Origin of the sequence: Streptomyces sp. NPDC059788 (genome assembly GCF_042732265.1) — a bacterium.
Lineage (GTDB): Bacteria > Actinomycetota > Actinomycetes > Streptomycetales > Streptomycetaceae > Streptomyces.
In genome coordinates, this window is record NZ_JBHWHY010000026.1 from 74,537 (window position 1) to 99,508 (window position 24,972).

Below are 24,972 nucleotides of genomic sequence, written 5' to 3' on the forward strand. Positions count from 1 at the left end.
CGCGTACGAAAGGTGGCACGGCGGTGTCCGCAAAGAGCAGCTCGATCGTCACCGCTTTGACCACGGCTGCGCTCGCCGCCGTCGGTTTCCTGGCCTACCAGGCGTCCGCCTCGGCGCCGGATCACAAAACCGCGGACAAGCACCCGTCGGCGACCGCGAGCCCGGCCCCGGGCAAGGGCAAGGGCGGCGCGGACCAGCAGAAGACCGAGGTGCCGGTGCCGGCCGACTCGGGCGAGGGCGAGCGGGTCGTCTACTCGCTGAGCGCGCGTCGGGTGTGGCTGGTCACGGCGGACGGCAAGATCAAGCGGACCTTCGAGGTCACGCCGAGCACGGTCTCCCCGGCGCCGGGGACGTACAAGGTCAACGGCCGTACGTTGAAGCTCAAGGGTTCGGACGGGGTGCCGGTCGAGCACGTGGTGCGTTTCACGATCGCCGACGGTGTGGTGGTCGGCTTCAGCGCGGCGCTCGACGGTTCGAAGCCGGACCCGAACGCGACGAAGAAGACCGGCGCCATCCGGGGATCGCGGGCGGACGGTACGGCGCTGTGGGACTTCGCGCTGCGGGAGACGAAGGTCGTCGTCGTTTCGTAGGCCTCGTCGTTTCGTAGGCGCCGTCGTTTCGTAGGCGCGGCGCGGCCCCGGTCGCCTGCGTCCGGCGCCGGACTACGCCGCGTCGCGCGCCTGTGCGCCGTGCGGGCACGGGGCGGCGTCCTGCGCCGCGGTGTCGCGCCCGTCACCCCGCGCGTCGCCCTCCGTACGGTCCTCGGCACGGGACGGCGGCTCCGGGGGCGTGGACACCGCGCTGGCCGCGGCGCACGCGGCCAGCAGCTCGTTCATCGTCGGCGACGGCTCGGCCGCGCCGTTGCGGACCGCTGCGGTGACGGGCTGGTGGGCCGACATGGATGCCTCCCGTGGCTCCTGGGCAAGCGGGCCTGGTTAGGCAGACCTAACCGGCTCTCTCTTCACCCATGTGACCACGTCCGACGCCGCCCGCGCAACATCTTCCCGACGGCTTGTCGGAAACTACGGACCGGCCGCCCTTCGGCTCGCCGCCTACTCCCCGGCCAGCACCGTCAGGTCCGCGCCCGCCCAGCGCGGGCCGACCCCGCGGACCGCGACCTCGCGCACGTCGTCCTCGTCCGCCACCTCGTCCCCGGCGTCCGCGGCGGGCGCGTCCGCGCCCACGGCGCGCTCGATGACCAGGTGCAGCCGGTCCTCGGACAGCTCCTCGACCTTGCCGTCGCCCCACTCCACGACCACCACCGACTCCGGCAGCGACACGTCGAGGTCCAGGTCCTCCATCTCGTCCAGCCCGCCGCCGAGCCGGTACGCGTCCACGTGCACCAGGGCGGGCCCCTCGGCCAGCGGCGGGTGCACCCGCGCGATCACGAACGTCGGGGAGGTGACCGCGCCGCGCACACCGAGGCCCTCGCCCAGCCCGCGCGTCAGCGTCGTCTTGCCCGCGCCCAGCTCCCCGGTGAGCAGCACCAGGTCCCCGGGCCGCAGCAGCCCGGCCAGTCTGCGGCCCAACTCCCGCATCGACTGCGGTGACTTGACGGTTACGTGCACGGTCGTCTCGGTGGCGCTCATGCGCCGATGGTACGGGGCACACAACCGGCATTCCGAACCCGTCCGCGGCCCGCGCGCACCACCAGGACCGCCGCGCCCGCGCCATCGGGCCCGGCGCGCCCGTGCCGTGGGGACCGCCTACGCCCGCGCCGAGCGTGCCGCCGCGGCCGTACCCGTGCCCCTGCCTACGCCCGTGCCGACCGGGTCCCCGCGGCCGTGGCCGCCGCCCGTTCGATCAGCGTCTCCAGCAGTCCGGTGACCGTCTCGGCACGCTCCAGCATCACCAGGTGGCCGGCGCCCTCCTCGCGCACCGACTCCGCGCCCGGCAGCAGCTCGGCGATGGCGTCGCTGTGGTCGGGCGGGGTGAGCATGTCCCGGTCACCGGCCAGCACCAGCGCCGGTACGAGGTCGAACGCCGTCAGCGCCTCGGTCTTGTCGTGCACGGCGAAGGCCGGGAAGAACTCGGCGACGACATCGATCGGCGTCGCCTCGATCATCCGCTCGGCGAACCGCGCCACCCCCGGGTCCACCTCTTTCGGCGTACCGAACGAATAGCGCTTGACCAGCCCGGCGAACAGGTCGGCGGTGGCCCGCCGGGCCTTCTCGACCAGCTCGCTCTGCGATCCCAGCGCCTTGAGCACCCCCGGCGCCAGGCGGTGGAACGCCTTGACGCCCAGCGACGGCAGCCCGAAGGCGACCTCGCTGAGCCGGCCCGCCGAGGTGCCGATCAGCGCCACGCCGACCACCCGCTCCGCGACGAACTCCGGATACTGGTCGGCCAGCGCCATCACCGTCATACCGCCCATGGAGTGCCCGACCAGCACGATCGGCCCCTCGGGCACGGTGGCGTCCAGCACCGCCTTCAGGTCCCGGCCCAGCAGGTCGATGGTGACGGGCTCGGCGCCCTCGCGCTGGGCCCGGCCGCGCTCCGAGCGGCCGTGGCTGCGCTGGTCCCAGTGGACACTGCGCACCGCGCCGCGCAGGGCGGCGCGCTGGAAGTGCCAGGCGTCCTGGTTCAGGCAGTAGCCGTGGCAGAAGACGACCGTGGGCGCCTCGGAGCGGCGTCCCAGCAGTCCCAGCAGCCGCTTGCGGCGCGCGGCGCCGGTGCCGCCGCCCTTGCCGCCCCGGTCGCCCCGGTCGTCGTGGCCGCCGCGGCCCGCCCGCCCGGCAGGGCCGTCGCCGGGCTCGTCGATCTCGTAGTGCAGCTGTGTGCCGTCCTCGGCGACCGCCGTGCCCGGCGTGCCGCGCAGCGTGCCGTACGGGCCCGCCGCGTCCAGCGCGAGGCGCGCCCGGCGCCGTATGCCCCGGCCTACCGTCAGCCGCTCGATGGCCACGCCCGCCGCGGCGCCCGCCGCGACGACGCCGATGGCGGCGCCCGCGATGCCCGCGTGGCGTCCCGCCCGCGTCCAGCCGCCTGCCGCCGTGGCCACTTCGGCCGCCGCTGCCGCCGCGTCGATCGCGGTGTCGGCGGCCGCCCCCGTCCTGTCGCTCATGTCCCGCTCCCCGTGTCCGCGCGCTCGTCAACATAGACGCGTGGCACCCGGGTACCGATCCGCGTGACGATCTCATACCCGATCGTGCCCGTCGCACGCGCCCAGTCCTCGACGGTCGGCTCGCCCCGGTCTCCCGGGCCGAACAGCACGGCCACGTCCCCCACCTGGGCCGGGTCCCCGCCGAGATCGACCACGAACTGATCCATCGCGACGGTCCCGGCGATCGTCCGCCATTTGCCCGCGACCAGCACCGGTCCGCTGTTCGACGCATGGCGGGGGATGCCGTCGGCGTAGCCGAGCGGGACGAGGGCGAGCGTGGTCGCACCGGCCGTCGTGTACCGGTGCCCGTACGAGACGCCGTGGCCGCCGGGCACGTGCTTGACCGACGCCAGCGACGCCTCCAGCGTCATCGCGGGCCGCAGCCCGAAGTCCTCCGGCACGCCCATCTCCGGGCTGGGCGAGATGCCGTAGATGCCGATCCCGGCGCGCACCAGGTCGAAGTGCGCGTGCGGGAGGCCGAGCAGCGCCGGGGTGTTGGCGTGGTGGCGCACCTCCGGGTCCAGGCCCGCCCTGCGGACCACCTCGTCGGCCTCGGCGAAGACCGCGAGCTGGGCGTCGATGGAGGGATGTCCGGGCTCGTCGGCGCAGGCGAAGTGCGACCAGACGCCGGTAACCCGTATCGCGCCCTCGGCCTCGGCGGCGCGCGCCGCGGTGACCAGCTCGGGCCAGTCGGCGGGCTGGCAGCCGCTGCGCCCCAGGCCCGTGTCGATCTTGAGCTGGACGCGGGCGGTGCGGCCGCAGGCCCGCGCCGCCCCGGTCACCTCGTGCAGCGCCCACATGCCGCTGACCGACACGTCGATGTCCTGCTCGACCGCCTGCCGCCAGGGCCCGCCGGGCGTCCACAGCCAGCACATCAGCCGCCCGGTGTCGCCCGCGGCGCGCAGCGCGAACGCCTCCTCGGGGAGCGCGGTGCCCAGCCATGACGCGCCGGCCGCGCGCGCGGCGCGCGCGCAGGGGACCGCGCCGTGGCCGTAGCCGTCGGACTTCACCACGGCCATCAGCTCGGCCCGCGGCGCGCGGTCCCGCAACGCCCGCACGTTGGAGCGCACCGCGGCGAGGTCGACGGCCGCACGGGCCCGCATGGCTGTGTGGTTCATCCACCCAGTGTCGCAGAACGGGGTGTTGGGGCACCGGGAGGCAGGTGCGCCCGGACTCTCCCATCAGCGGCCGGCGCCCCGCCCCGCACCCGGCCCCCACGGTCCGGCTCCCCCGTCAACGGCTGACGTCCCGCCACGCCTCCCCCAGCGCCCCGGCCACGTCCGTCGCCAGGATCGGCGCGCCGTCCGCGGTGGCCGCCAGGCGGGCGGCCAGGCCGTGCAGGTACGCGCCCGCGGCGGCCGCGTCCGGCGCGGGCAGTCCGGCGGCCAGGAGCGAGCCGGTAAGGCCGGACAGCACGTCGCCGCTGCCGGCGGTGGCCAGCCAGCCCGTACCGGTGGGGTTGGCGCGCACGGGGCCGCCCGCCGCGTCGGCGACGAGGGTCGTGGAGCCCTTCAGGAGGGCCGTGGCGCCGTACCGCCCGGCCAGTTCCCGTACGGAGCGCAGGCGGGCCGCCTCGACGTCCGCCCGGTCGGTGCCGAGCAGCGCGGCGGCCTCCCCGGCGTGCGGGGTCAGCAGGGTCGGCGCGCCACGGCCCCGTACCCGCGCGGCGTCCAGGAAGCGCAGCCCGTCGGCGTCCACCAGGACGGGTACGCCGGAGTCGAGCACGTCCGCCATGGCGTCGCCGTCGTCGCCGATGCCGGGGCCGATGACCCACGCCTGGACCCGGCCCGCCTTCGACGGCGGCCCGGCGTGCACCAGGGTCTCCGGGAAGCGCGCGAGGACCTCGTCGGCCGCCGGGCCGACGTACCGTACGGCTCCGGCGCCGCCACGCAGCGCCCCGGAGACGGCCAGCACCGCGGCACCCGGATAGCGCGCGGACCCCGCGACGACGCCCACGACGCCGCGCCGGTACTTGTCGCTCTCCGCCGACGGGCGGGGCAGCAGCGCCGCCACGTCCGCGTACTGCAGCGCCTCGGCCGTGGCCTGCGCGGTCGGCTCCAGGCCGATGTCCACCAGCCGCAGCGCGCCCGCGTACTCGCGGGCCGGGTCGATGAGCAGGCCCGGCTTGTACGCGCCGAAGGTCACCGTCACGTCGGCGCGCACGGCTTCTCCCGGCACCTCCCCGGTGTCCGCGTCCACGCCGCTCGGCAGGTCGACGGACACGGTCATGGCCTGCCGGGCGGCGTCGGCCAGGCGGGCCGCCTCCGGCCGCAGCCCGCCCTTGCCGCCGATGCCGACGATGCCGTCCACGACGAGGTCGGCCCGCGCGATGTCGGCGAGGGCGTCGCCGGACACCCGGCCGCCCGCCGCGCGCAGCGCCGCCAGGCCGCCCGCGTGCGCCCGGTCCGGCGACAGCAGGACGGCGCGTACGCCCGCGCCGCGCCGGGCCAGCCGGGCGCCCGCGTACAGCGCGTCGCCGCCGTTGTCGCCGCTGCCCACGAGCAGCACGACGCGGGCCCCGTACACCCGCCCCAGCAGCTCCGCGCACGCCACCGCCAGTCCGGCCGCGGCCCGCTGCATCAGGGCCCCTTCGGGCAGCCGCGCCATCAGGTCCCGCTCGGCAGCCCGTACGACATCCACGCTGAACGCAGTCCTCATGCCTCCAGTCTCACCCCGGGCGGCGGCAACATTCCCCCGGCTCGCCCGGCTCGCCCGGCCGTCGGCGCCGGACCGGGCCGGTGGCCGGGGCGTTTTCGGGCTCCTTACGGGCTGCGCGCGAACTCCGTTCAGCCCTCGGCGACGACCACCGCCGAGGCCACGCCCGCGTCATGACTGAGCGACACATGCCAGGACCGCACGCCCAGTTCCGCCGCCCGCTCGGCGACCGTCCCCCGGATCTGGAGTATCGGCTGCCCGGTGTCCAGCACCGCCACCTCCGCGTCCGTCCACCGCAGCCCGGCGGGCGCGCCGAGCGCCTTGGCCACCGCCTCCTTGGCCGCGAAGCGCGCGGCGAGCGAGGCGATACCGCGGCGTTCGCCGCTGGGCAGCGTCAACTCCCGCTCGACGAAGAGGCGCTGTGCCATGTCCGGGGTGCGTTCCAGCGCCGCGGCGAAGCGGTCGATCTCGGCGACGTCGATCCCCACCCCGATGATCATTCGACGGTCACCGACTTGGCGAGGTTGCGCGGCTGATCGACCTCGTTGCCGCGGGCCGTGGCCAGTTCGCAGGCGAAGACCTGCAGCGGCACGGCGGAGACCATCGGCTGGAGCAGGGTGGGCGTGCGCGGGATGCGTACGAGGTGGTCCGCGTACGGGACGACGGCCTCGTCACCCTCCTCCGCGATCACGATGGTGCGCGCGCCCCGGGCCCGGATCTCCTGGATATTGGAGACGATCTTGCCGTGCAGGACGGACCGGCCGCGCGGCGGCGGCACGACCACGACGACCGGCACGCCCTCCTCGATCAGGGCGATCGGGCCGTGCTTCAGCTCGCCCGCCGCGAAGCCCTCCGCGTGCATGTACGCGAGTTCCTTCAGCTTCAGCGCGCCCTCCAGGGCGACCGGATAGCCCACGTGCCGCCCCAGGAACAGCACCGTGTCCTTGTCCGCGAGGCTGCGCGCCAGCTCCCGTACCGGCTCCATCGTCCCCAGGACCTGCTCGACCTGCGTACCGATCGCGGCCAGCTCACGCACCACCGCCCGGATCTCGTCGCCCCACTGCGTGCCGCGCACCTGGCCCAGGTACAGCGCGAGGAGGTAGCAGGCCACCAGCTGCGTCAGGAACGCCTTGGTCGAGGCGACCGCGACCTCGGGCCCGGCGTGCGTGTAGAGCACGGCGTCCGACTCGCGCGGGATCGTCGAGCCGTTGGTGTTGCACACCGCGAGGACCTTCGCGCCCTGCTCACGGGCGTGCCGTACCGCCATCAGGGTGTCCATCGTCTCGCCGGACTGCGAGATGGCGACGACCAGCGTGCGCGGGTCCAGGATCGGGTCACGGTAGCGGAACTCGCTGGCCAGCTCCACCTCGCAGGGGATGCGGGTCCAGTGCTCGATCGCGTACTTGGCGATCATCCCGGCGTGGAAGGCCGTGCCGCAGGCCACTATCACCACCTTCGTGGCCTCGCGCAGCACCGTGTCGTCGATGCGGACCTCGTCCAGCGAGAGCACCCCGGCCCCGTCCACCCGGCCCAGCAGCGTGTCGGCGACCGCCTTCGGCTGCTCGGCGATCTCCTTGAGCATGAAGTAGTCGTAGCCGCCCTTCTCGGCGGCCGACGCGTCCCAGTCCACGTGGTACGCGCGCACCTCGCCCGGCGCGCCGTCGAAGTCGGTGACCGTCACCCCGTCCCGGCGCAGCTCCACGACCTGGTCCTGGCCCAGTTCGACGGCCTCGCGGGTGTACGAGATGAACGCCGCCACGTCCGACGCGAGGAACGCCTCGTCCTCGCCGACGCCCACCACCAGCGGCGAGTTGCGGCGCGCGCCCACCACCACGTCCGGCGCGTCCGCGTGCACCGCGACCAGCGTGAACGCGCCCTCCAGCCGACGGCACACCTGGCGCATCGCCTCGGCCAGGTCCCCGCAGGAGGAGAAGTTCTCCGCCAGCAGGTGCCCGACCACCTCGGTGTCCGTCTCGGAGGCCAGTGTGTGGCCGCGCCCGGCCAGTTCGGCGCGCAGGGTCGCGAAGTTCTCGATGATGCCGTTGTGGACGACGGCGACCCGCCCCGCGTTGTCCAGATGCGGATGGGCGTTGGCGTCGGTGGGCGCGCCGTGCGTGGCCCATCGCGTGTGCCCGATGCCCGTCGCGCCGGCCGGCAGCGGGCGGTCCGCCAGCTCCTTGTCCAGATTGGCCAGCTTGCCCGCCTTCTTGGCGGCGGCCAGCCCGCCGTCGGCCAGTACGGCCACCCCGGCCGAGTCGTAGCCGCGGTACTCCAGCCGCTTCAGCCCGGTGAGCACGACGTCCAGGGCGGACCGGCCGCCCACATACCCCACGATTCCGCACATGGGGGCAGCCTACGGGGCGGTCCCGGCGATACCCGCGCTCCGTCGGGGCGACCCGCGGTGTCCCGGCCACGGCCGGACCGAACCGGACCGCGCCACGACACGCGCACCGGGCGGCCACAACCCCACCCCGGGGTGAACCGGCCGCCGCGCCTGCGGACAATGGGCGCGTGCCCCTCACCACAGAGCCGACCGAGTCGCAGCACCGCCGCCGCGCCGAGCGCACGCCGTACGTCGACCTGACGCGCGCCGAGTGGAGCGCCCTGCGGGAGAAGACGCCGCTGCCCCTGACCGCCGAGGAGGTCGAGCGGCTGCGCGGCCTGGGCGACGTGATCGACCTGGACGAGGTACGCGACGTCTACCTGCCGCTGTCCCGCCTGCTCAACCTGTACGTGGGCGCGTCCAGCAATCTGCGCGGCGCCTTGAACACCTTCCTCGGCGACGCGGGCGGCGGCCACGGCGCGCAGCCCGGCACGCCCTTCGTCATAGGCGTCGCGGGCAGCGTCGCGGTCGGCAAGTCCACCACCGCCCGCCTCCTGCAGGCGCTGCTGGCCCGCTGGCCGGAGCACCCGCGCGTCGAACTGGTCACCACCGACGGCTTCCTGTTCCCCAACGCCGAGCTGCACCGCCGCGGCCTGATGTCGCGCAAGGGCTTCCCCGAGTCGTACGACCGGCGGGCGCTGACCCGCTTCGTCGCCGATGTGAAGTCGGGGAAGTCCGAGGTCAGCGCCCCGGTCTACTCGCACCTGATCTACGACATCGTGCCGGGCGAGCGGCTGACCGTGCACCGGCCCGACATCCTGATCGTCGAGGGCCTGAACGTGCTGCAGCCCGCGCTGCCCGGCAAGGACGGCCGCACCCGCCTCGGCCTCGCCGACTTCTTCGACTTCTCGGTGTACGTGGACGCCCGTACGGAGGACATCGAGCGCTGGTACCTGGGCCGGTTCCGCAAGCTGCGCGAGACCGCCTTCCAGAACCCGTTCTCGTACTTCCGCAAGTACACCCAGGTTTCCGAGGACGAGGCCCTCGACTACGCGCGGATGATCTGGCGCACCGTCAACAAGCCCAACCTGGAACAGAACGTCGCACCGACACGCAGCCGCGCCAACCTCGTCCTGCGCAAGGGGCCCGACCACAAGGTGCAGCGCCTGTCACTGCGCAAACTCTGACGCGGCCGGCCGCGCCGCCTTCCCGCCCACGAGGAGTACGCCGTGCTGCACCTGCGCCTGATCGTCCCCGCCGACCGCACGCGCGACGTCCTGCGTCTGGTGGAGAGCACCGTCGGCACCGCCCACGTCGCCGTCCTGACCGGCGCCGCCCGCGACCCGCGGGGCGATGTCGTCCTGTGCGACGTGGCCCGCGAGGCCGGTGACGGGCTGCTGCACGAACTGCGGGCGCTCGGCGTCGACCGGGACGGCGCCATCGCCGTCGAGAACATCGACCTGTCCCTGTCCGCCCGCGCCGACCGCGCGGAACGGGACGCGCCGGGCGAGGGCGCGGACGCCGTGCTGTGGGAGTCGCTGACCGAGGCCACCCACGAGGAGTCCACGCTCTCCGTCACCTACCTGGCGTTCCTCGCCCTCGCCACGATGATCGCGGCCTGCGGCGTGGTGCTGGACAACGCGATCCTGATCGTCGGCGCGATGGCCGTCGGCCCCGAATTCGGCCCGCTGGCCGGCATCTGTACCGCGCTGGTCCGGCGCGCGCCCCGCCTGGCCTGGCGCTCCCTGATCGCGCTGGTCGTGGGCTTCGCGGTGGCGATGGCGGCGACGGTGGGCTTCAGCCTGTTCATGGACGCGATGGGGCTCTTCCACGCCGAGGCGCTGACGGCCGAGCGTCCGAACACGAACTTCATCTACCGGCCGGACTGGTTCTCGTTCGTGGTCGCCGTCCTCGCCGGGATCGCCGGCGTCCTCTCGCTGACCTCGGCGAAGTCCGGCGCCCTGGTCGGCGTGGCGATCTCGGTCACCACCGTCCCCGCCGCCGCGAACGCCGCCGTCGCCTTCGGCTACAGCTCGTACAAACAGGCGTGGGGCTCCACGGAACAGCTCCTGCTGAACCTTCTCGGCATCGTGATCGCGGGCACGCTGACGCTGCTGGCCCAGAAACTCTTCTGGGCCAGACAGCATCGGCGTCGGCCGGGCCGTTAGCCCGGCGCCGGCTTCACGGTCAGCCCAGCGCCGACTTCACGACGTCGGCCAGGCGGCCGGCGACGGCCCCCGCCTGCTCGATGTCGGCGGCCTCGACCATGACGCGGACCAGCGGCTCGGTGCCGGAGGGGCGCAGCAGCACCCGGCCGGTGGCGCCCAGCTCCTTTTCCGCCTCCGCCACCGCGGACGTCAGCTCCGGCGACGTGCTCACCCGGGTCTTGTCGACGTCCGGCACGTTCACCAGCACCTGCGGCAGCCGCTCCATGACGCGGACCAGCTCGCCCAGCGGGCGGCCGGTCGCCGCGACGCGGGCGGCCAGCATCAGGCCGGTCAGTGTGCCGTCGCCGGTCGTCGCGTGGTCCAGCGCGATGACGTGGCCGGACTGCTCGCCGCCGAGCGCGTAGCCGCCGGACTTCATCTCCTCCAGGACGTACCGGTCGCCGACCGCCGTCTGGACGAAGGTCAGGCCCTCGCGCTCCATGGCCAGCTTGAAGCCCAGGTTGGACATCACGGTCGCCACGACGGTGTCGCGGCGCAGCGTCCCGGCCTCGCGCATGCCGAGGGCGAGGACGGCCAGGATCTGGTCGCCGTCGATCTCGTTGCCCTCGCGGTCCACCGCCAGGCAGCGGTCCGCGTCGCCGTCGTGCGCGACGCCGAGGTCCGCGCCGTGCTCGACGACCGCGGCGCGCAGGCCTTCGATGTGCGTGGAGCCGCAGTCGTCGTTGATGTTCAGGCCGTCGGGGTCGGTGCCGATGGTGACGACCTCGGCGCCGGCCCGGGCGAACGCCTCCGGGGAGACGCGGGACGCCGCGCCGTGCGCGCCGTCGATGACGACCTTCAGCCCGTCGAGGCGGTTGGGCAGTACGCCGACCAGGTGGGCGACGTAGTTGTCAAAGCCCTGGTCGTAGTCCTTGACCCGGCCGACACCGGCGCCGGTGGGCCGGTCCCACGGCTCGCCGGAACTGTGCGCCCGGTACGTGCGCTCGATGCGGTCCTCCAGCTCGTCGGCGAGCTTGTGGCCGCCGCGGGCGAAGAACTTGATGCCGTTGTCGGGCATCGGGTTGTGGCTGGCGGAGAGCATCACGCCCAGGTCCGCGCCGAGGGAGCCGGTCAGGTACGCCACGGCCGGGGTCGGCAGCACGCCCACCCGCAGGACGTCCACGCCCGCGCTGGCCAGGCCCGCGACGACGGCGGCCTCCAGGAACTCCCCGGACGCCCTCGGATCGCGCCCGACCACGGCCACCGGCCGGTGGCCTTCGAAAGTGCCCGCCTCCGCAAGCACGTGCGCCGCCGCGACCGACAGCCCGAGCGCCAGCTCCGCCGTGAGATCCGCGTTGGCGACACCGCGCACACCGTCCGTGCCGAAGAGTCGTCCCACTGGTGTCCTCCGAGTTGATGTACTTGGACCAGAACGTTGCGTCCAGGTATACGCCGCTGGTCCCGGATAGCCGAACGCCCCGGCAGCACGGATGGTGCCACCGGGGCGTTCGCCAAGAGCTGCGCGAGCAGCCAAGCGGCAATTAGCGCTTGCTGTACTGCGGCGCCTTGCGGGCCTTCTTCAGACCGGCCTTCTTGCGCTCGACCGCACGGTCGTCGCGCTTGAGGAAGCCGGCCTTCTTCAGCGGGCCGCGGTTGTTGTCCTCGTCCGCCTCGTTCAGCGCACGGGCCACGCCCAGGCGCAGCGCGCCGGCCTGGCCGGAGATGCCGCCGCCGGCGATACGGGCGACCACGTCGTAACGGTTGTCCAGCTCAAGAACCTTGAAGGGCTCGTTGACTTCCTGCTGGTGCACCTTGTTCGGGAAGTAACCCTCAAGGGTGCGGCCGTTGATCTTCCACTGGCCGGTGCCGGGGATGATCCGCACGCGGGCGATGGCGTTCTTGCGACGGCCGAGGCCGGCCGCCGGCTGCGGGTCGCCGAAGCGCGACGCGAGCGACTCGGAGGTGTACTCACCCTCCAGCGGAACCTCGGTCTCGGTGGTGTACTCCTCGACCTCGTCCAGCGGGGTCTCGGGGGTGGTCTCAGCCACGATTCTCCTCAGATTCGTTTCGTCTTAGGGGGTGGCCGGACTTACTGCGCGACCTGGGTGATCTCGAACGGGACCGGCTGCTGGGCAGCGTGCGGGTGCTCGGCGCCCGCGTAGACCTTCAGCTTCGAGAGCATCTGACGGCCCAGGGTGTTCTTGGGAAGCATGCCCTTGACGGCCTTCTCGATGGCCTTCTCGGGGTTCTTGTCGAGGAGCTCGTCGTAGCGCACCGAGCGCAGACCGCCCGGGAAGCCGGAGTGGCGGTAGGCCATCTTCTGGCTGCGCTTGTTGCCGGACAGGTGCACCTTGTCGGCGTTGACGATGATGACGAAGTCACCGGTGTCGACGTGCGGCGCGTACACCGGCTTGTGCTTGCCCCTCAGGAGGGACGCGGCCTGCGAGGCCAGACGGCCCAGGACAACGTCCTGCGCGTCAATGATGTGCCACTGGCGCTGGACATCGCCGGGCTTGGGGCTGAACGTACGCACGGTTAGCCTTCGCTTCTTCAGTGAATAGGGTCCTGTACTGGTCACCACAGTCGATCTCCAGCACTGGCGGCCCCACGGGTGACGCAACCCGGGTTCCTGCCGCTGGTCATCGGCCCGGTGGACCGGCGTAAGGGCCCCTCACGTGAGATAGAGCAAGCCAATACGCATAACGAACTGGCAGAATACCGGGCCGCCCCCAGCCGGGTCAAAACACGTCCCGAACCGGCGTACGATCCGCACCCTCGGGCCCCACGGGCAGCACGGCCACCGCCCGCAGCACCCGCGGCCGCACACAGACCCACGCGGTCACGGCCGCGACCGTCCACAGCATCACCGCGTCCTTGAAGGCCCTCCGGTGCAGTCCCTCCAGATGCGGCCAGACCAGCCCGGTGACCTGCGGCACGAGCGCGACCCAGAACCAGACCGTACGGGGCACCGAGCCCGGCAGGGCCACGGAGGCCGCCAGCGGCGGCAGCACCACCAGCAGGTAGTGGTCGAAGGACGGCCGGGACACCAGGAAGGCCGCGAGCATCAGCATCGCGGCGGTCTCCACGAGCCGCAGCGGCCCCTCGTCGCCGCGCCGCCAGCGCACCCAGGCGCAGCAGGTCCCGGCCACCGCCGCCACCGCGGCGACCCCGTACGCGGCGGTCTCCGGCACCCCGAACCGGGTCAGGATCATGCCCAGCGAGGCGTCGAAGGGCCGCGCGAAGCTGTCCTGGCCGTGCAGCAGGAACGGCAGCGTACGGGTGAAGAACATGCCCGGCCGCGGCATCACCAGCACCGCGAGCACGGATGTCACGGCGGGTAGCGCCACCGCCACCGCGAGCGCCCGCCACCGCCGCGCCAGGACCAGCAGCAGGAGCAGCGGCGCCAGCAGCGGCTTGAGGGCCAGCGCGAGCCCGAGGACGGCCCCCGCCGCCACCCACCGGGAGCGCAGCGCGAGGAGCAGCACCAGGGGCAGTGCCGCCACGGAGGCCAGCGTCCAGTTCCCGATGTTCACCACGTTGCGGAACGGCTCGAAGAACGCCAGGGCCGCCACCCCGAGCGCCGCCAGCCGGCTCCGTACGGACACCCGGAAGATCCGCAGCGAGACGAGCCAGCCCAGCACCACCAGCCCCACGCCCGCCACCGGCACCAGCAGCCGCAGCTTCCCGGCGGACAGCAGCGCCTCGGGCACCGCGGCGAGCACCGCGCTCGGCAGGTACAGGAACCGCTTGTCGGCGTACGGGGCGTCGCCCCGCAGCAGCGCCCGCGCGGCCTTGACCACGAAGTCGTTGTCCATGCCGACGGTGGGGCTGTGCCGGTGCACGGCGAAGACCACCGCCGACATCAGGACGGCGGCCACCCCCCACAGCGGCCAGGACGCCCGCCCGAGCAGCCACCCGGCCACCGGAGCGCCCGCGGTCCCGGCCGCGCCCCGGCCGCCCTCCTCCCCGCCCGCAATGCCCGCTTCATCCGCGCTCATGGCTCAATCTAAGAGCCGCCGCCCCCGCCCCACCACCGGACGTGCCCCGCCCGGCGGACCGGACGGGGCCCACGGGGCAGCCCCTACCGCTTGCGCGCCACCCGGCGCTCGTCCCACACCGGCTCCGCGGTCTCCCGCACCCGCCCGTCCGCGCCGAAGACCAGGTAGCGGTCGAAGGACCGCGCGAACCAGCGGTCGTGCGTCACCGCCAGCACGGTCCCCTCGTACGCCTCCAGCCCCTCCTGAAGGGCCTCCGCGCTCTCCAGGTCGAGGTTGTCGGTGGGCTCGTCCAGCAGCAGGGCGGTGGTCCCGGCCAGCTCCAGCAGCAGGATCTGGAAACGCGCCTGCTGGCCGCCCGACAGCCGCTCGAAGCGCTGCTCGGCCTGGCGCTCCAGCTCGTACCGGCGCAGCGCGCTCATCGCCTTGCCCCGGTCCTTGGCGTGTTCCTTCCACAGAATGTCCAGAAGCGTGCGCCCCTCCAGCTCCGGATGAGCGTGCGTCTGCGCGAAGTGACCGGGTACGACGCGCGCGCCCAGCTTCCAGGCCCCCGTGTGCGCCACGTCGTCCCCGGCCAGCAGCCGCAGGAAGTGCGACTTGCCCGAGCCGTTGGACCCCAGCACCGCGACCCGCTCCCCGTAGAAGACCTCCAGGTCGAACGGCTTCATCAGATCGGTCAGCTCAAGGTTCTCGCAGGTCACCGCCCGCACGCCGGTACGGCCGCCCTGGAGCCGCATGGTGATGTCCTGCTCCCGCGGCGGCTCCGGCGGCGGACCGGCCTCCTGGAACTTGCGCAGCCGGGTCTGCGCCGCGTGATACCGCGAGGCCATCACGTCGCTGCGGGACGCGTACTGCTGCATGTCCAGGACCAGCTTCTTCAGCTGCTCGTGCTTCTCGTCCCAGCGCCGCCGCAGCTCCTCGAAGCGGGCGAAGCGCTCCTTGCGGGCCTCGTGGTACGTGCCGAAGCCGCCGCCGTGCACCCACACGTCCGACCCGGCCGGGCCCGGCTCCACACTGACGATCTTGTCGGCGGCGCGCGCCAGCAGCTCCCGGTCGTGGCTGACGAACAGCACCGTCTTCTTCGTCTCGCGCAGCCGCTCCTCCAGCCAGCGCTTGCCCGGCACGTCCAGATAGTTGTCCGGCTCGTCCAGCAGCAGCACCTCGTCGGTGCCGCGCAGCAGCGACTCCAGCACCAGCCGCTTCTGCTCACCGCCGCTGAGCGTGCGCACCTGCCGCCACTGCGCCCTCTCGTACGGGACGCCCAGCGCGGCCATGGTGCACATGTCCCACACCGTCTCGGCCTCGTAGCCGCGCGCCTCGGCCCAGTCGCTGAGCGCCTGCGCGTACGCCATCTGCGCGGCCTCGTCATCCACCGTCATGACGGCGTGCTCGGCCGCGTCCACCGCCGCGGCGGCCTGCCTGATCCGCGGCTGCGCCACCGACACCAGCAGGTCCCGCACGGTCCGCTCGTCCCGCACCGACCCCACGAACTGCGGCATCAGGCCCAGGCCGCCGCTGGCGGTCACCGTGCCCCCGTGCGGCTGCAGCTCCCCCGAGATCAGCCGCAGCAGCGTCGTCTTGCCCGCCCCGTTCGCCCCGACGAGGGCGACCGAGGCGCCCTCGCCGACTCTGAAGGACACGTCGCCCAACAGCGCCCGCCCGTCCGGCAGGTAGTACTCAAGATGCCCGGCCTCCACGTGTCCCATAGCCCCGGATTGTCGCTGCCCGCCCCGCGTTCCACCAACCGGTTTAGGATGCGCGGCATGAGCTTTGGGCATGGTGGGCCGTACGGGCCCGGGGGACCGGACTCCTCGACTCCTGACTGGGACGCGCTCGCGGACGAGAGCGCGGCGCGCGGCAAGCGCCGCCGCTGGCTGTTCATCGGCGGCGGGGCACTGGCGACCGTGGCCGTGGCCGGCATCGTCGCCACCGCCGTCATCACCAGCAACAAGAGTGACAACAACCTGCCGCAGGCGCAGAAACTGCCCGACGAACCCGACGCCCCCAAACCGTCCTTCTCCGAGGTCTCCGTCCCGCCGCCGCCCAACCCGCGGGACTACATCACCGACCCCAAGAAGGACACCGCGGCCCTCACCCCCGACACCCTCTTCCCCGACAAGAACATGGTGCTCGGCAAGAACAGCTACCCCCGCAAGACCACCGCCGCCACCGACGACTGCACGGCCGGCACCCACGGCGCCCTCGGCTCGGAGCTCAAGCACAACGGCTGCAAGAAGCTGCTGCGCGCCACCTACGCGAAGGACGGCGTGGCGGTCACCGTCGGCGTCGCGGTCTTCGACTCCAAGACCGCCGCCTTCAAGGTCAAGGCCGCCAACAAGGCCAGCCTCGCACCGCTCGCGGGCGGCGACGTCGGCACCTTCTGCCAGGGCACGGCCTGCACCATGTACACCAACGCCACCGGCCGCTACGCCTACTTCACCATCGCCGGCAACCTGGACGGCTCGGCCGTCACCAAGGCATCCGCCAAGGCCCTGCAGATCGCCCGCGACGGCGGCCAGTACGCGTACAACCGCATCTGGCAGCGCGGCACGGACCAGGCGGCGAAGGCCGCCCGCGCCCAGTCCTGACGCCCGCCCGGGGCCGGCTCAGCAGCAGCCGCCCCCCGGCAGGGTCCGCTTGTTGCGGGCCTCCTTGTTACGGGCCATGAGCAGATCGTCCGCCGGATAGCCGACCTCCTCCAGGGTCAGCCCGTGCGGCCGTACGACATGCACCGCCGAGTCCCGCACCCCGGCGGCCAGCACCTTGCCCGGCCACTCCACCGGCCGGTGCCCGTCCCCCACGAACAGCAGCGCGCCGACCAGCGACCGCACCATGTTGTGGCAGAAGGCGTCCGCCTTCACGGTCGCCGTGACGATCCCGTCCGCATCCCGCACCCAGCTCAGCGTCTGCAGCGTACGGATCGTCGTCGCGCCCTCGCGCCGCTTGCAGTACGCGGCGAAGTCGTGCTCCCCCAGCAGCGCCTGCGACGCCTCGTTCATCGCGTCGACGTCCAGGTCCCAGTCGTGCCACAGCACGTGGCCGCGCAGCAGCGGGTCCACGCCGCCCGGGTGGTCGGTCACCCGGTACGCGTACCGCCGCCAGACCGCCGAGAACCGCGCGTTGAACCCGTACGGCGCCTCGGCCACCCGCCACACCCGTACGTCCTTCGGCAGCCGCCCGGCCAGCCGCCGCCGCAGCTTGTCCGCGTGCTCGGCCCACAGCTCCGCCGGCAGGTCCACATGCGCCACCTGTCCGCGCGCGTGCACGCCGGCGTCCGTGCGCCCCGCCACGGTCAGCTCGTACGTCTCGGCCGACCGCGTCACCGTCCGCAGCGCCGTCTCCAGCTCCTCCTGGACCGTGCGCCGCGCCCGCTGCTTAGCCCAGCCCGAGAAGTCCTTCCCGTCGTACGAAAGGTTCAGCCGCACCCGTACGAACCCGGGCTCCACTTCATCGCTCACGCGTGCATCCTCTCAAGCGGAACGGGCCCGCCCCCCTGAGGGAGCGGGCCCGTCCGGTGGCCTGTGTCAGGCTCAGGCGTCCTTCGACTCCTCGGCCGGGGCCTCGGCGGCCTCGCCCTTGGTGTCCTCGGCCTTGGCGGCCTCGTCGGACTCCTTCACCGCGCGCTTGGTCGCGGCCTCGGCCTCGGCAACGGTGGCCTTCTTGGCGATCTCGCCCTCGACCAGCTCGATGACCGCCATCGGGGCGTTGTCGCCACGACGGTTGCCGATCTTGGTGATACGGGTGTAACCACCCGGACGCTCCGCGAAGCGCGGCGCGATCTCCGTGAAGAGCGTGTGCACGACGCTCTTGTCCGAGATCAGCTGCATGACCTGACGGCGGTTGTGAAGGTCGCCCTTCTTCGCCTTGGTCACCAGACGCTCGGCGTACGGACGCAGACGACGGGCCTTGGCCTCGGTCGTCGTGATGCGGCCGTGCTCGAACAGGTTGGTGGCCAGGTTGCGCAGCATGAGACGCTCGTGCGCTGCGCTGCCGCCCAGACGGGCACCCTTGGCGGGCTTCGGCATGGTATTTCTCCTTCATTGCTGCACCGGCCGTATCAGGTACCGGTGTCAGTTCCCACGAGGCGGGTGCCCCGCGGAAGGTTCTTCATTTCAAGCCCGTCCGGCGCTTGAGGACGAGGCCTCAGGGCCGATCGAGCCTGCACCCGAAGTACGGCGGGCCGCCGTTCCCGGCCGACCCGCCGTACGGCGGCTCAGTACTGCTCGGTCTCCACGAAACCGGCATCCGCGTCGTCGTCGGCGCCGAAGGCGTCAGCGGCGGCGGTCGGGTCGAACCCGGGAGGCGAGTCCTTCAGGGCCAGGCCCATGCCGGCCAGCTTCGCCTTGACCTCGTCGATCGACTTCGCACCGAAGTTGCGGATGTCGAGCAGGTCGGCCTCGGAGCGGGCGACGAGCTCACCCACGGAGTGGATGCCCTCGCGCTTGAGGCAGTTGTACGACCGAACGGTGAGCTCCAGCTCCTCGATCGGCAGCGCCAGGTCGGCGGCCAGGGCGGCGTCCGTGGGCGACGGGCCCATGTCGATGCCCTCGGCGTCGATGTTGAGCTCGCGCGCCAGACCGAACAGCTCCACCAGGGTCTTACCGGCGGACGCCATGGCGTCACGGGGACGCATGGCCTGCTTGGTCTCGACGTCGACGATCAGCTTGTCGAAGTCGGTGCGCTGCTCGACACGGGTCGCCTCGACCTTGTAGGTGACCTTGAGAACCGGCGAGTAGATGGAGTCGACCGGGATACGGCCGATCTCCTGGCCCACCTGCTTGTTCTGCACGGCGGAGACGTAGCCGCGACCGCGCTCGACGGTCAGCTCCATCTCCAGCTTGCCCTTGCCGTTGAGGGTGGCGAGGACCAGGTCGGGGTTGTGCACCTCGACACCGGCCGGCGGGGCGATGTCCGCGGCGGTGACCAGGCCGGGGCCCTGCTTGCGCAGGTACATCACGACGGGCTCGTCGTGCTCCGAGGAGACGACCAGCTGCTTGATGTTGAGGATGAGGTCGGTGACGTCCTCCTTGACGCCCGGCACGGTGGTGAACTCGTGCAGGACACCGTCGATGCGGATGGACGTGACCGCCGCACCCGGGATCGAGGAGAGGAGCGTACGACGCAGGGAGTTGCCGAGGGTGTAGCCGAAGCCCGGCTCCAGCGGCTCGATCACGAACCGGGAGCGGTATTCGTCGACGACCTCTTCGGTCAGCGAGGGGCGCTGAGCGATCAGCATGAGGTGTTTCGCCTTCCAGTCTTGGCACCCGCTATTTGATGCCAGCTGCGCCGGACGGTGGCCCGGCGGTTTCTACAAGGGTACGGGCGGCACGGCGCGGCTCCCAGGAGTCGCGGCGTACCGCCCGAAAAGTGCCCGGTGCCGGGCCGCGCCGGAGCGCGGACCGACCGGCTGCGGCCCTATGAGGACCGCGCGACGTCAGACGCGGCGACGCGGATCACCTCCGCTCACGCGGAGAGCGCCACCGCTCCGGGATCAGACCCGGCGACGCTTGGGGGGACGGCAGCCGTTGTGCGGCGTGGGGGTGACGTCCTGGATCGAGCCGACCTCCAGGCCGGTGGCCTGGAGCGAGCGGATCGCGGTCTCACGGCCGGAGCCGGGACCCTTGACGAAGACGTCGACCTTGCGCATGCCGTGCTCCTGCGCGCGACGGGCGGCCGACTCGGCGGCCATCTGCGCGGCGAACGGCGTGGACTTGCGCGAGCCCTTGAAGCCCACGTGGCCCGCCGAGGCCCAGGAGATCACGTTGCCCGTGGGGTCGGTGATCGAGACGATGGTGTTGTTGAACGTGCTCTTGATGTGAGCGTGCCCGTGGGCGACGTTCTTCTTCTCCTTGCGGCGCACCTTCTTGGCGCCGGCCGTACGGCCCTTCGGAGGCATGTATTACTCCCGTGGAGGTGGTCGGTCCTGCAGGGACCGCTGAACAGCGTCCGCTGAGGACTACTTCTTGCCCGGCTTCTTCTTGCCGGCGATCGCGCGACGCGGACCCTTGCGGGTACGGGCGTTCGTGCTGGTGCGCTGACCGTGCACCGGCAGGCCGCGGCGGTGACGCAGACCCTGGTAGCAGCCGATCTCGACCTTGCGGCGGATGTCGGCCTGGATCTCGCGACGGAGGTCACCCTCGGTCTTGAGGTTGTTGTCCACGTACTCGCGGATCTTGACCAGGTCTTCCTCGGCCAGGTCGCGAACGCGGGTGTCCGGGTTCACGCCGGTGGCGGCGAGGGTCTGCTGCGACAGGGTGCGCCCGATGCCGAAGACGTAGGTGAGGGCGACCTCGACGCGCTTTTCGCGCGGGAGATCAACGCCTGCGAGGCGTGCCATTGATGTGGCTCCTGATGTATTCGGAGGTCTTCCGCAGCACCGTTCCCGTAAGACTCTGGAGCATTACGAGCCGGGTCCCCGGCCTCCGAGCCGGGGGTGTCGTCCCACGTGAGCGTGCACGTGGAGTCGGGTGACTGCGTATGTACGTATTACTGTGCGTATGCGTCGCGCGAAGATACTGCGAAATGCAGAGAGGTCGGCGTGCGTCAGCCCTGGCGCTGCTTGTGGCGCAGGTTGTCGCAGATCACCATGACCCGGCCGTGGCGGCGGATCACCTTGCACTTGTCGCAGATCTTCTTGACGCTCGGCTTGACCTTCATGGGATGTGAGGTTCTCCGGGTCAGTGCCGCCACCCCACGGGAGGGGGCGTCGACAAGATCTACTTGTAGCGGTAGACGATCCGGCCACGCGTCAGGTCGTAGGGAGAAAGCTCCACGACGACCCGGTCATCCGGGAGGATACGGATGTAGTGCATCCGCATCTTTCCGCTGATGTGCGCGAGGACCTTGTGACCGTTCTGGAGCTCCACCTTGAACATTGCGTTCGGCAGGGACTCGATCACGGTGCCCTCGATCTCGATGGCACCTTGCTTCTTGGCCACGCTTCGCCCTTCGAATCGGCTACCTTGATCGACTTCGCACCCCCGTTTACCCGACAAACAGGCACACGGATGCACGACAGCCGACGCGTCAGTCTACGTCAGCGTTCCCGAAAAGACGAATCCACGATTATTGCCCACGGACAGTGATCGTTATGCCTCCGGGCCGGGGACGCGCCGCGACCGTACGCAGGGGTCAGGCCAGCGGGTCGGGGGCGGCCTCGATGCCCAGTTCCGCCAGCTTGGCCTTGCCGCCGTCGGGGGCGGTCAGTACCAGCGGGCCCTGCTCGGTCATCGCGACCGAGTGCTCCCAGTGCGAGGACCAGCTGCCGTCGTTCGACTTGACCGTCCAGTCGTCCTCAAGGACGTGGGTCTTGGCCGTGCCCAGGTTGACCATGGGCTCGATGGCGATGCAGAAGCCGGGGACCAGCTTCGGGCCGCGGCCGCGCTTGCGGTCGACGTAGTTCAGCAGGTGCGGGTCCATGTGCATCTGCGAGCCGATGCCGTGGCCGCCGTAGTCCTCGACGATGCCGTACTTGCCGTTGGCCGGGCGCGGCTGGCGGCGGATGTAGCCCTCGATGGCCTTGGAGATGTCGACCAGGCGGTTGCCCTTGCGGACGGCCGCGATGCCCGCCCACATGGACTCCTCGGTCACCCGGCTGAGCTCGACCAGCTCCGGAGCGTGACCGGAGCCCACGAAGGCGGTGTAGGCCGCGTCGCCGTGCCAGCCGTCGATGATCGCGCCGCAGTCGATGGAGATGATGTCGCCGTCGGCGAGGACGGTCTCGGTGTCGGGGATGCCGTGGACGACGACGTCGTTGACCGACGTGCAGATCGTCGCCGGGAAGCCGCCGTAACCGAGGAAGTTCGACTTGGCGCCGTGCTCGGCGAGCACCTTGCGCGCGGCGTCGTCCAGGTCCTTGGTGGTGGCGCCGGGCACCGCCACCTCACGGGTGGCCGCGTGGATGGCGGCGACCACCAGCCCCGCCTCGCGCATCTTCGCGATCTGCTCGGGGGTCTTGATCTCCACCATGGTGGCTTACGCCTTCCTCAAACCGACTACTACGACGCTGCCGCGGCACCGGGCCGCGCCATTACACGATACGGCCGCGGTCCCGTACCCGGGCACCGCGGCCGTAAGCGCTGATCTTCGAGGGACTACTCGCCCTTGCCGAGCGCGGCCATCGCGCGCTGCGTGACCTCGTCCACCTTGCCGAGGGCCGGGATCGTGACGACCAGGTCCTGCGCCTTGTAGTGGTCGATGATCGGCTCGGTCTCCGAGTGGTAGACCTCCAGGCGCTTGCGGACGGTGTCCTCGCTGTCGTCCTCGCGCTGGTAGAGGGCCCCGCCGCAGATGTCGCAGACACCCTCGGTCTTCGGCTTGTGGTAGTCCACATGGAAGACGTGGCTGCTGTCGTTGCGGCAGATCCGGCGGCCGGCGATCCGCTTGACCACCTCGTCCTCCGGGACCTCCAGGTCCAGGACGGCATCCAGCTTGACGCTCTTGTCCTTGAGGTAGGCGTCCAGCGCCTCGGCCTGGCCCAGGTTGCGCGGGAAGCCGTCCAGCAGGAAGCCGTGCCCGGCGTCCTCCTGGTTCAGCCGGTCCTCGGCCATCGCGATCGTCACCGAGTCGGGGACCAGGTTGCCCGCGTCCATGTAGGACTTCGCCTCTTTGCCGAGGTCGGTGCCCTGGCTGATGTTGGCGCGGAAGAGGTCGCCCGTGGAGATGTGCGGGATCGAGAGGTTCTTGGCCAGGTACGCGGCCTGCGTACCCTTGCCTGCCCCAGGAGGCCCGACGAGGACGATTCGCATCAGCGGAGGAACCCTTCGTAGTTGCGCTGCTGGAGCTGGCTCTCGATCTGCTTCACGGTCTCCAGACCCACACCCACGATGATCAGGATGCTCGTCCCGCCGAACGGGAAGTTCTGGTTGGCCTTGAACAGCACCAACGCCACTGTTGGCACCAGCGCGATCAGACCCAGGTACAGCGAGCCCGGCCACGTGATCCGGTTGAGCACGTAGCTGAGGTACTCGGCCGTGGGGCGACCGGCCCGGATGCCCGGGATGAAGCCACCATACTTCTTCATGTTGTCGGCAACTTCCTCGGGGTTGAAGGAGATGGCGACGTAGAAGAACGCGAAGAAGACGATCAGCAGGAAGTACGTGACGATGTAAACCGGGTGGTTGCCCTTGGTGAAGTTGGTTTCGATCCAGGTCGCCCAGCCGGCCTTCGACCCGCTGAACTGTGCCACCAGGGCCGGGATGTAGAGCAGCGACGAAGCGAAGATGACGGGGATCACACCCGCCTGGTTCACCTTGAGCGGGATGTAGGTGGACGTACCGCCGTACGAGCGGCGTCCGATCATCCGCTTGGCGTACTGCACGGGAATCCGCCGCTGGGCCTGCTCGACGAAGACCACCAGGGCGACCATCGCCAGGCCCACCACGATGACGGCGAAGAACTCGATCCAGCCGTCGGCCAGCTTGCCGGACATCTTGATCTGCCACAGCGAGCCGGGGAAGCCGGCCGCGATGCCCACGAACATCAGGATCGACATGCCGTTGCCGATGCCGCGGTCGGTCACCAGCTCACCGAGCCACATGACCATGGCCGTACCGGCGGTCATCGTGATCACCATCGTGATCGTCGTGAAGATCGAGTCGCTCGGCACGATCTCGCTGGCGACGGGGCAGCCCTGGAACAGCGCACCGCTCTTGGCGGTGGCGACCAGTCCGGTGCCCTGCAGGATCGCCAGCGCGACGGTCAGGTACCGGGTGTACTGAGTGATCTTGGCCTGTCCGGACTGCCCCTCCTTCTTGAGGGCCTCCAGACGGGGGATCACCACGGTCAGCAGCTGAAGGATGATGCTCGCCGTGATGTACGGCATGATCCCCAGCGCGAAGATCGTGATCTGGAGCAGCGCACCACCGCTGAACATGTTCACCAGACCGAAGAGACCGCCGTTGGCGCCGGCCTGCTTCATGCAGGTGTCGACATTGGAGTAGTTCACCCCGGGCACCGGAACATGAGCTCCGAGCCGGTAGACGAGCACGATGCCCAATGTGAACAGCAGCTTTTTGCGCAGGTCGGGCGTCTTGAACGCTCGGGCGAACGCGGTGAGCACGGTGCCTCCTGCGCCTCCCGCCTCTGGAGCGAGAGGTGACGGTCTTGAGGATCGACGAATACAAAGCGGCCAAAACCGCGCAGACATTAGCCCACGCGGCGGGGGCCCGGGGGAAGAACCCCCGGAAAATACAGCAACAGTGCACGCCACCTTACCGGCGACCAGGCCCCCCTTGGAACGACCAACCGGGGATGCCCCAATACGTGGGCATCCCCGGTCAGTTGATTCACTGAACTCAGATGAGCTCGGTGACGCTGCCACCGGCAGCGGTGATCTTCTCCTTGGCGGAGCCGGAGACGGAGTCCACCGACACCGTCAGCGCCACGGAGATCTCGCCCTGGCCCAGGACCTTGACGAGCTCGTTCTTGCGCACCGCGCCCTTGGCGACCAGGTCGGCCACCGTGACCTCGCCACCCTGCGGGTAGAGCGCGGCCAGCTTGTCCAGGTTCACGACCTGGAACTGCTTGTGGGCGGGGTTCTTGAAGCCCTTCAGCTTCGGGAGGCGCATGTGGAGGGGCATCTGGCCACCCTCGAAGCGCTCCGGAACCTGGTAGCGGGCCTTCGTGCCCTTGGTACCACGACCAGCGGTCTTACCCTTGGACGCCTCACCACGACCCACACGGGTCTTGGCGGTCTTGGCGCCCGGGGCGGGCCGGAGGTTGTGGACCTTCAGCGGGTTCTGCTCCGCCATG

The 24,972-nt window shown here is 71.4% G+C and carries 27 protein-coding genes; 4 read left to right on the plus strand and 23 right to left on the minus strand.

What is annotated here, in order from left to right:
- Positions 1-23: 23 nt before the first annotated feature.
- Entirely contained in the window at positions 24-590 is a 567-nt protein-coding gene (locus ACFV57_RS23095; protein WP_385235365.1) for a hypothetical protein, read from the plus strand.
- A 72-nt stretch (positions 591-662) separates the two neighbouring features.
- Here the strand turns inward: ACFV57_RS23095 and ACFV57_RS23100 are convergent, their stop codons facing one another.
- The 7 genes from ACFV57_RS23100 to glmS form a co-directional block, all read right to left on the minus strand.
- A complete protein-coding gene (locus tag ACFV57_RS23100; RefSeq protein ID WP_385235368.1) occupies positions 663-899 on the minus strand; it encodes a hypothetical protein in 237 nt (78 codons plus the stop codon).
- Between the two features lie 153 nt (positions 900-1,052).
- Positions 1,053-1,589: a tRNA (adenosine(37)-N6)-threonylcarbamoyltransferase complex ATPase subunit type 1 TsaE gene (gene tsaE / locus ACFV57_RS23105; RefSeq protein ID WP_385235371.1), complete on the minus strand. Its 537-nt coding sequence runs from the start codon at positions 1,587-1,589 to the stop codon at positions 1,053-1,055.
- 164 nt (positions 1,590-1,753) lie between these two features.
- Entirely contained in the window at positions 1,754-3,061 is a 1,308-nt protein-coding gene (locus ACFV57_RS23110) for an alpha/beta fold hydrolase (RefSeq protein WP_385235374.1), read from the minus strand.
- Positions 3,058-4,218 carry an alanine racemase gene (gene alr, locus ACFV57_RS23115; RefSeq protein ID WP_385235377.1) on the minus strand — a complete coding sequence of 387 codons (1,161 nt, stop codon included), beginning with the start codon at positions 4,216-4,218 and terminating at the stop codon, positions 3,058-3,060. Before alr ends, ACFV57_RS23110 begins: the two co-directional genes overlap by 4 nt.
- A 115-nt stretch (positions 4,219-4,333) precedes the next feature.
- On the minus strand, positions 4,334-5,758 hold the full coding sequence (locus ACFV57_RS23120; protein WP_385235381.1) for an NAD(P)H-hydrate dehydratase: 1,425 nt from the start codon (positions 5,756-5,758) through the stop codon (positions 4,334-4,336).
- Positions 5,759-5,886: 128 nt separating this feature from the next.
- The gene (locus tag ACFV57_RS23125; protein WP_385235384.1) at positions 5,887-6,255 is read right to left on the minus strand and encodes a holo-ACP synthase; all 369 of its coding nucleotides are present in this window, start codon (positions 6,253-6,255) and stop codon (positions 5,887-5,889) included.
- Entirely contained in the window at positions 6,252-8,099 is a 1,848-nt protein-coding gene (gene glmS / locus ACFV57_RS23130; RefSeq protein WP_385235387.1) for a glutamine--fructose-6-phosphate transaminase (isomerizing), read from the minus strand. Before glmS ends, ACFV57_RS23125 begins: the two co-directional genes overlap by 4 nt.
- 167 nt (positions 8,100-8,266) lie before the next feature.
- Here glmS and coaA point away from each other — a divergent pair, with 167 nt between their 5' ends.
- Positions 8,267-9,265 carry a type I pantothenate kinase gene (gene coaA / locus ACFV57_RS23135; protein WP_385235390.1) on the plus strand — a complete coding sequence of 333 codons (999 nt, stop codon included), beginning with the start codon at positions 8,267-8,269 and terminating at the stop codon, positions 9,263-9,265.
- A 42-nt stretch (positions 9,266-9,307) separates the two neighbouring features.
- On the plus strand, positions 9,308-10,246 hold the full coding sequence (locus ACFV57_RS23140) for a DUF389 domain-containing protein (protein ID WP_385235393.1): 939 nt from the start codon (positions 9,308-9,310) through the stop codon (positions 10,244-10,246).
- A gap of 19 nt (positions 10,247-10,265) precedes the next feature.
- On the opposite strand, the gene glmM is transcribed toward ACFV57_RS23140, so the two are convergent.
- The 5 genes from glmM to ACFV57_RS23165 all read right to left on the minus strand — a co-directional run bounded on the left by glmM (position 10,266) and on the right by ACFV57_RS23165 (position 15,926).
- Positions 10,266-11,624, minus strand: a complete 1,359-nt coding sequence (glmM, locus tag ACFV57_RS23145; RefSeq protein ID WP_385235396.1) for a phosphoglucosamine mutase — start codon at positions 11,622-11,624, stop codon at positions 10,266-10,268.
- A 142-nt stretch (positions 11,625-11,766) separates the two neighbouring features.
- Positions 11,767-12,273 carry a 30S ribosomal protein S9 gene (rpsI, locus tag ACFV57_RS23150; RefSeq protein WP_385235399.1) on the minus strand — a complete coding sequence of 169 codons (507 nt, stop codon included), beginning with the start codon at positions 12,271-12,273 and terminating at the stop codon, positions 11,767-11,769.
- A 41-nt stretch (positions 12,274-12,314) separates the two neighbouring features.
- A complete protein-coding gene (gene rplM, locus ACFV57_RS23155; protein WP_385235402.1) occupies positions 12,315-12,758 on the minus strand; it encodes a 50S ribosomal protein L13 in 444 nt (147 codons plus the stop codon).
- A gap of 205 nt (positions 12,759-12,963) precedes the next feature.
- Entirely contained in the window at positions 12,964-14,223 is a 1,260-nt protein-coding gene (locus tag ACFV57_RS23160) for a glycosyltransferase 87 family protein (protein ID WP_385235405.1), read from the minus strand.
- A gap of 83 nt (positions 14,224-14,306) precedes the next feature.
- Positions 14,307-15,926: an ABC-F family ATP-binding cassette domain-containing protein gene (locus ACFV57_RS23165; RefSeq protein ID WP_385235408.1), complete on the minus strand. Its 1,620-nt coding sequence runs from the start codon at positions 15,924-15,926 to the stop codon at positions 14,307-14,309.
- A gap of 57 nt (positions 15,927-15,983) precedes the next feature.
- Here ACFV57_RS23165 and ACFV57_RS23170 point away from each other — a divergent pair, with 57 nt between their 5' ends.
- The gene (locus ACFV57_RS23170; protein ID WP_385235411.1) at positions 15,984-16,808 is read left to right on the plus strand and encodes a hypothetical protein; all 825 of its coding nucleotides are present in this window, start codon (positions 15,984-15,986) and stop codon (positions 16,806-16,808) included.
- Between the two features lie 18 nt (positions 16,809-16,826).
- Here the strand turns inward: ACFV57_RS23170 and truA are convergent, their stop codons facing one another.
- The 11 genes from truA to rplO form a co-directional block, all read right to left on the minus strand.
- The gene (truA, locus tag ACFV57_RS23175; RefSeq protein ID WP_385235414.1) at positions 16,827-17,678 is read right to left on the minus strand and encodes a tRNA pseudouridine(38-40) synthase TruA; all 852 of its coding nucleotides are present in this window, start codon (positions 17,676-17,678) and stop codon (positions 16,827-16,829) included.
- Between the two features lie 72 nt (positions 17,679-17,750).
- The gene (rplQ, locus tag ACFV57_RS23180; protein WP_385235417.1) at positions 17,751-18,245 is read right to left on the minus strand and encodes a 50S ribosomal protein L17; all 495 of its coding nucleotides are present in this window, start codon (positions 18,243-18,245) and stop codon (positions 17,751-17,753) included.
- Between the two features lie 188 nt (positions 18,246-18,433).
- A complete protein-coding gene (locus ACFV57_RS23185; RefSeq protein ID WP_003956430.1) occupies positions 18,434-19,456 on the minus strand; it encodes a DNA-directed RNA polymerase subunit alpha in 1,023 nt (340 codons plus the stop codon).
- Between the two features lie 255 nt (positions 19,457-19,711).
- Positions 19,712-20,116: a 30S ribosomal protein S11 gene (gene rpsK, locus ACFV57_RS23190; RefSeq protein WP_004571845.1), complete on the minus strand. Its 405-nt coding sequence runs from the start codon at positions 20,114-20,116 to the stop codon at positions 19,712-19,714.
- Positions 20,117-20,176: 60 nt separating this feature from the next.
- Positions 20,177-20,557, minus strand: coding sequence for a 30S ribosomal protein S13 (rpsM, locus tag ACFV57_RS23195; protein WP_006604894.1), 381 nt, complete (start codon positions 20,555-20,557; stop codon positions 20,177-20,179).
- A gap of 206 nt (positions 20,558-20,763) precedes the next feature.
- Positions 20,764-20,877, minus strand: coding sequence for a 50S ribosomal protein L36 (gene rpmJ, locus ACFV57_RS23200; RefSeq protein WP_003956441.1), 114 nt, complete (start codon positions 20,875-20,877; stop codon positions 20,764-20,766).
- 59 nt (positions 20,878-20,936) lie between these two features.
- Positions 20,937-21,158 carry a translation initiation factor IF-1 gene (infA, locus tag ACFV57_RS23205; RefSeq protein ID WP_003956442.1) on the minus strand — a complete coding sequence of 74 codons (222 nt, stop codon included), beginning with the start codon at positions 21,156-21,158 and terminating at the stop codon, positions 20,937-20,939.
- A 193-nt stretch (positions 21,159-21,351) separates the two neighbouring features.
- Positions 21,352-22,188 carry a type I methionyl aminopeptidase gene (gene map / locus ACFV57_RS23210; RefSeq protein WP_385235421.1) on the minus strand — a complete coding sequence of 279 codons (837 nt, stop codon included), beginning with the start codon at positions 22,186-22,188 and terminating at the stop codon, positions 21,352-21,354.
- Positions 22,189-22,313: 125 nt separating this feature from the next.
- Complete coding sequence (locus ACFV57_RS23215) at positions 22,314-22,967, minus strand: adenylate kinase (protein ID WP_385235424.1); 654 nt, start codon at positions 22,965-22,967, stop codon at positions 22,314-22,316.
- A complete protein-coding gene (secY, locus tag ACFV57_RS23220; RefSeq protein WP_360124494.1) occupies positions 22,967-24,280 on the minus strand; it encodes a preprotein translocase subunit SecY in 1,314 nt (437 codons plus the stop codon). Before secY ends, ACFV57_RS23215 begins: the two co-directional genes overlap by 1 nt.
- Before the next feature lie 235 nt (positions 24,281-24,515).
- Complete coding sequence (rplO, locus tag ACFV57_RS23225) at positions 24,516-24,971, minus strand: 50S ribosomal protein L15 (protein WP_385235428.1); 456 nt, start codon at positions 24,969-24,971, stop codon at positions 24,516-24,518.
- Position 24,972: the final 1 nt, after the last annotated feature.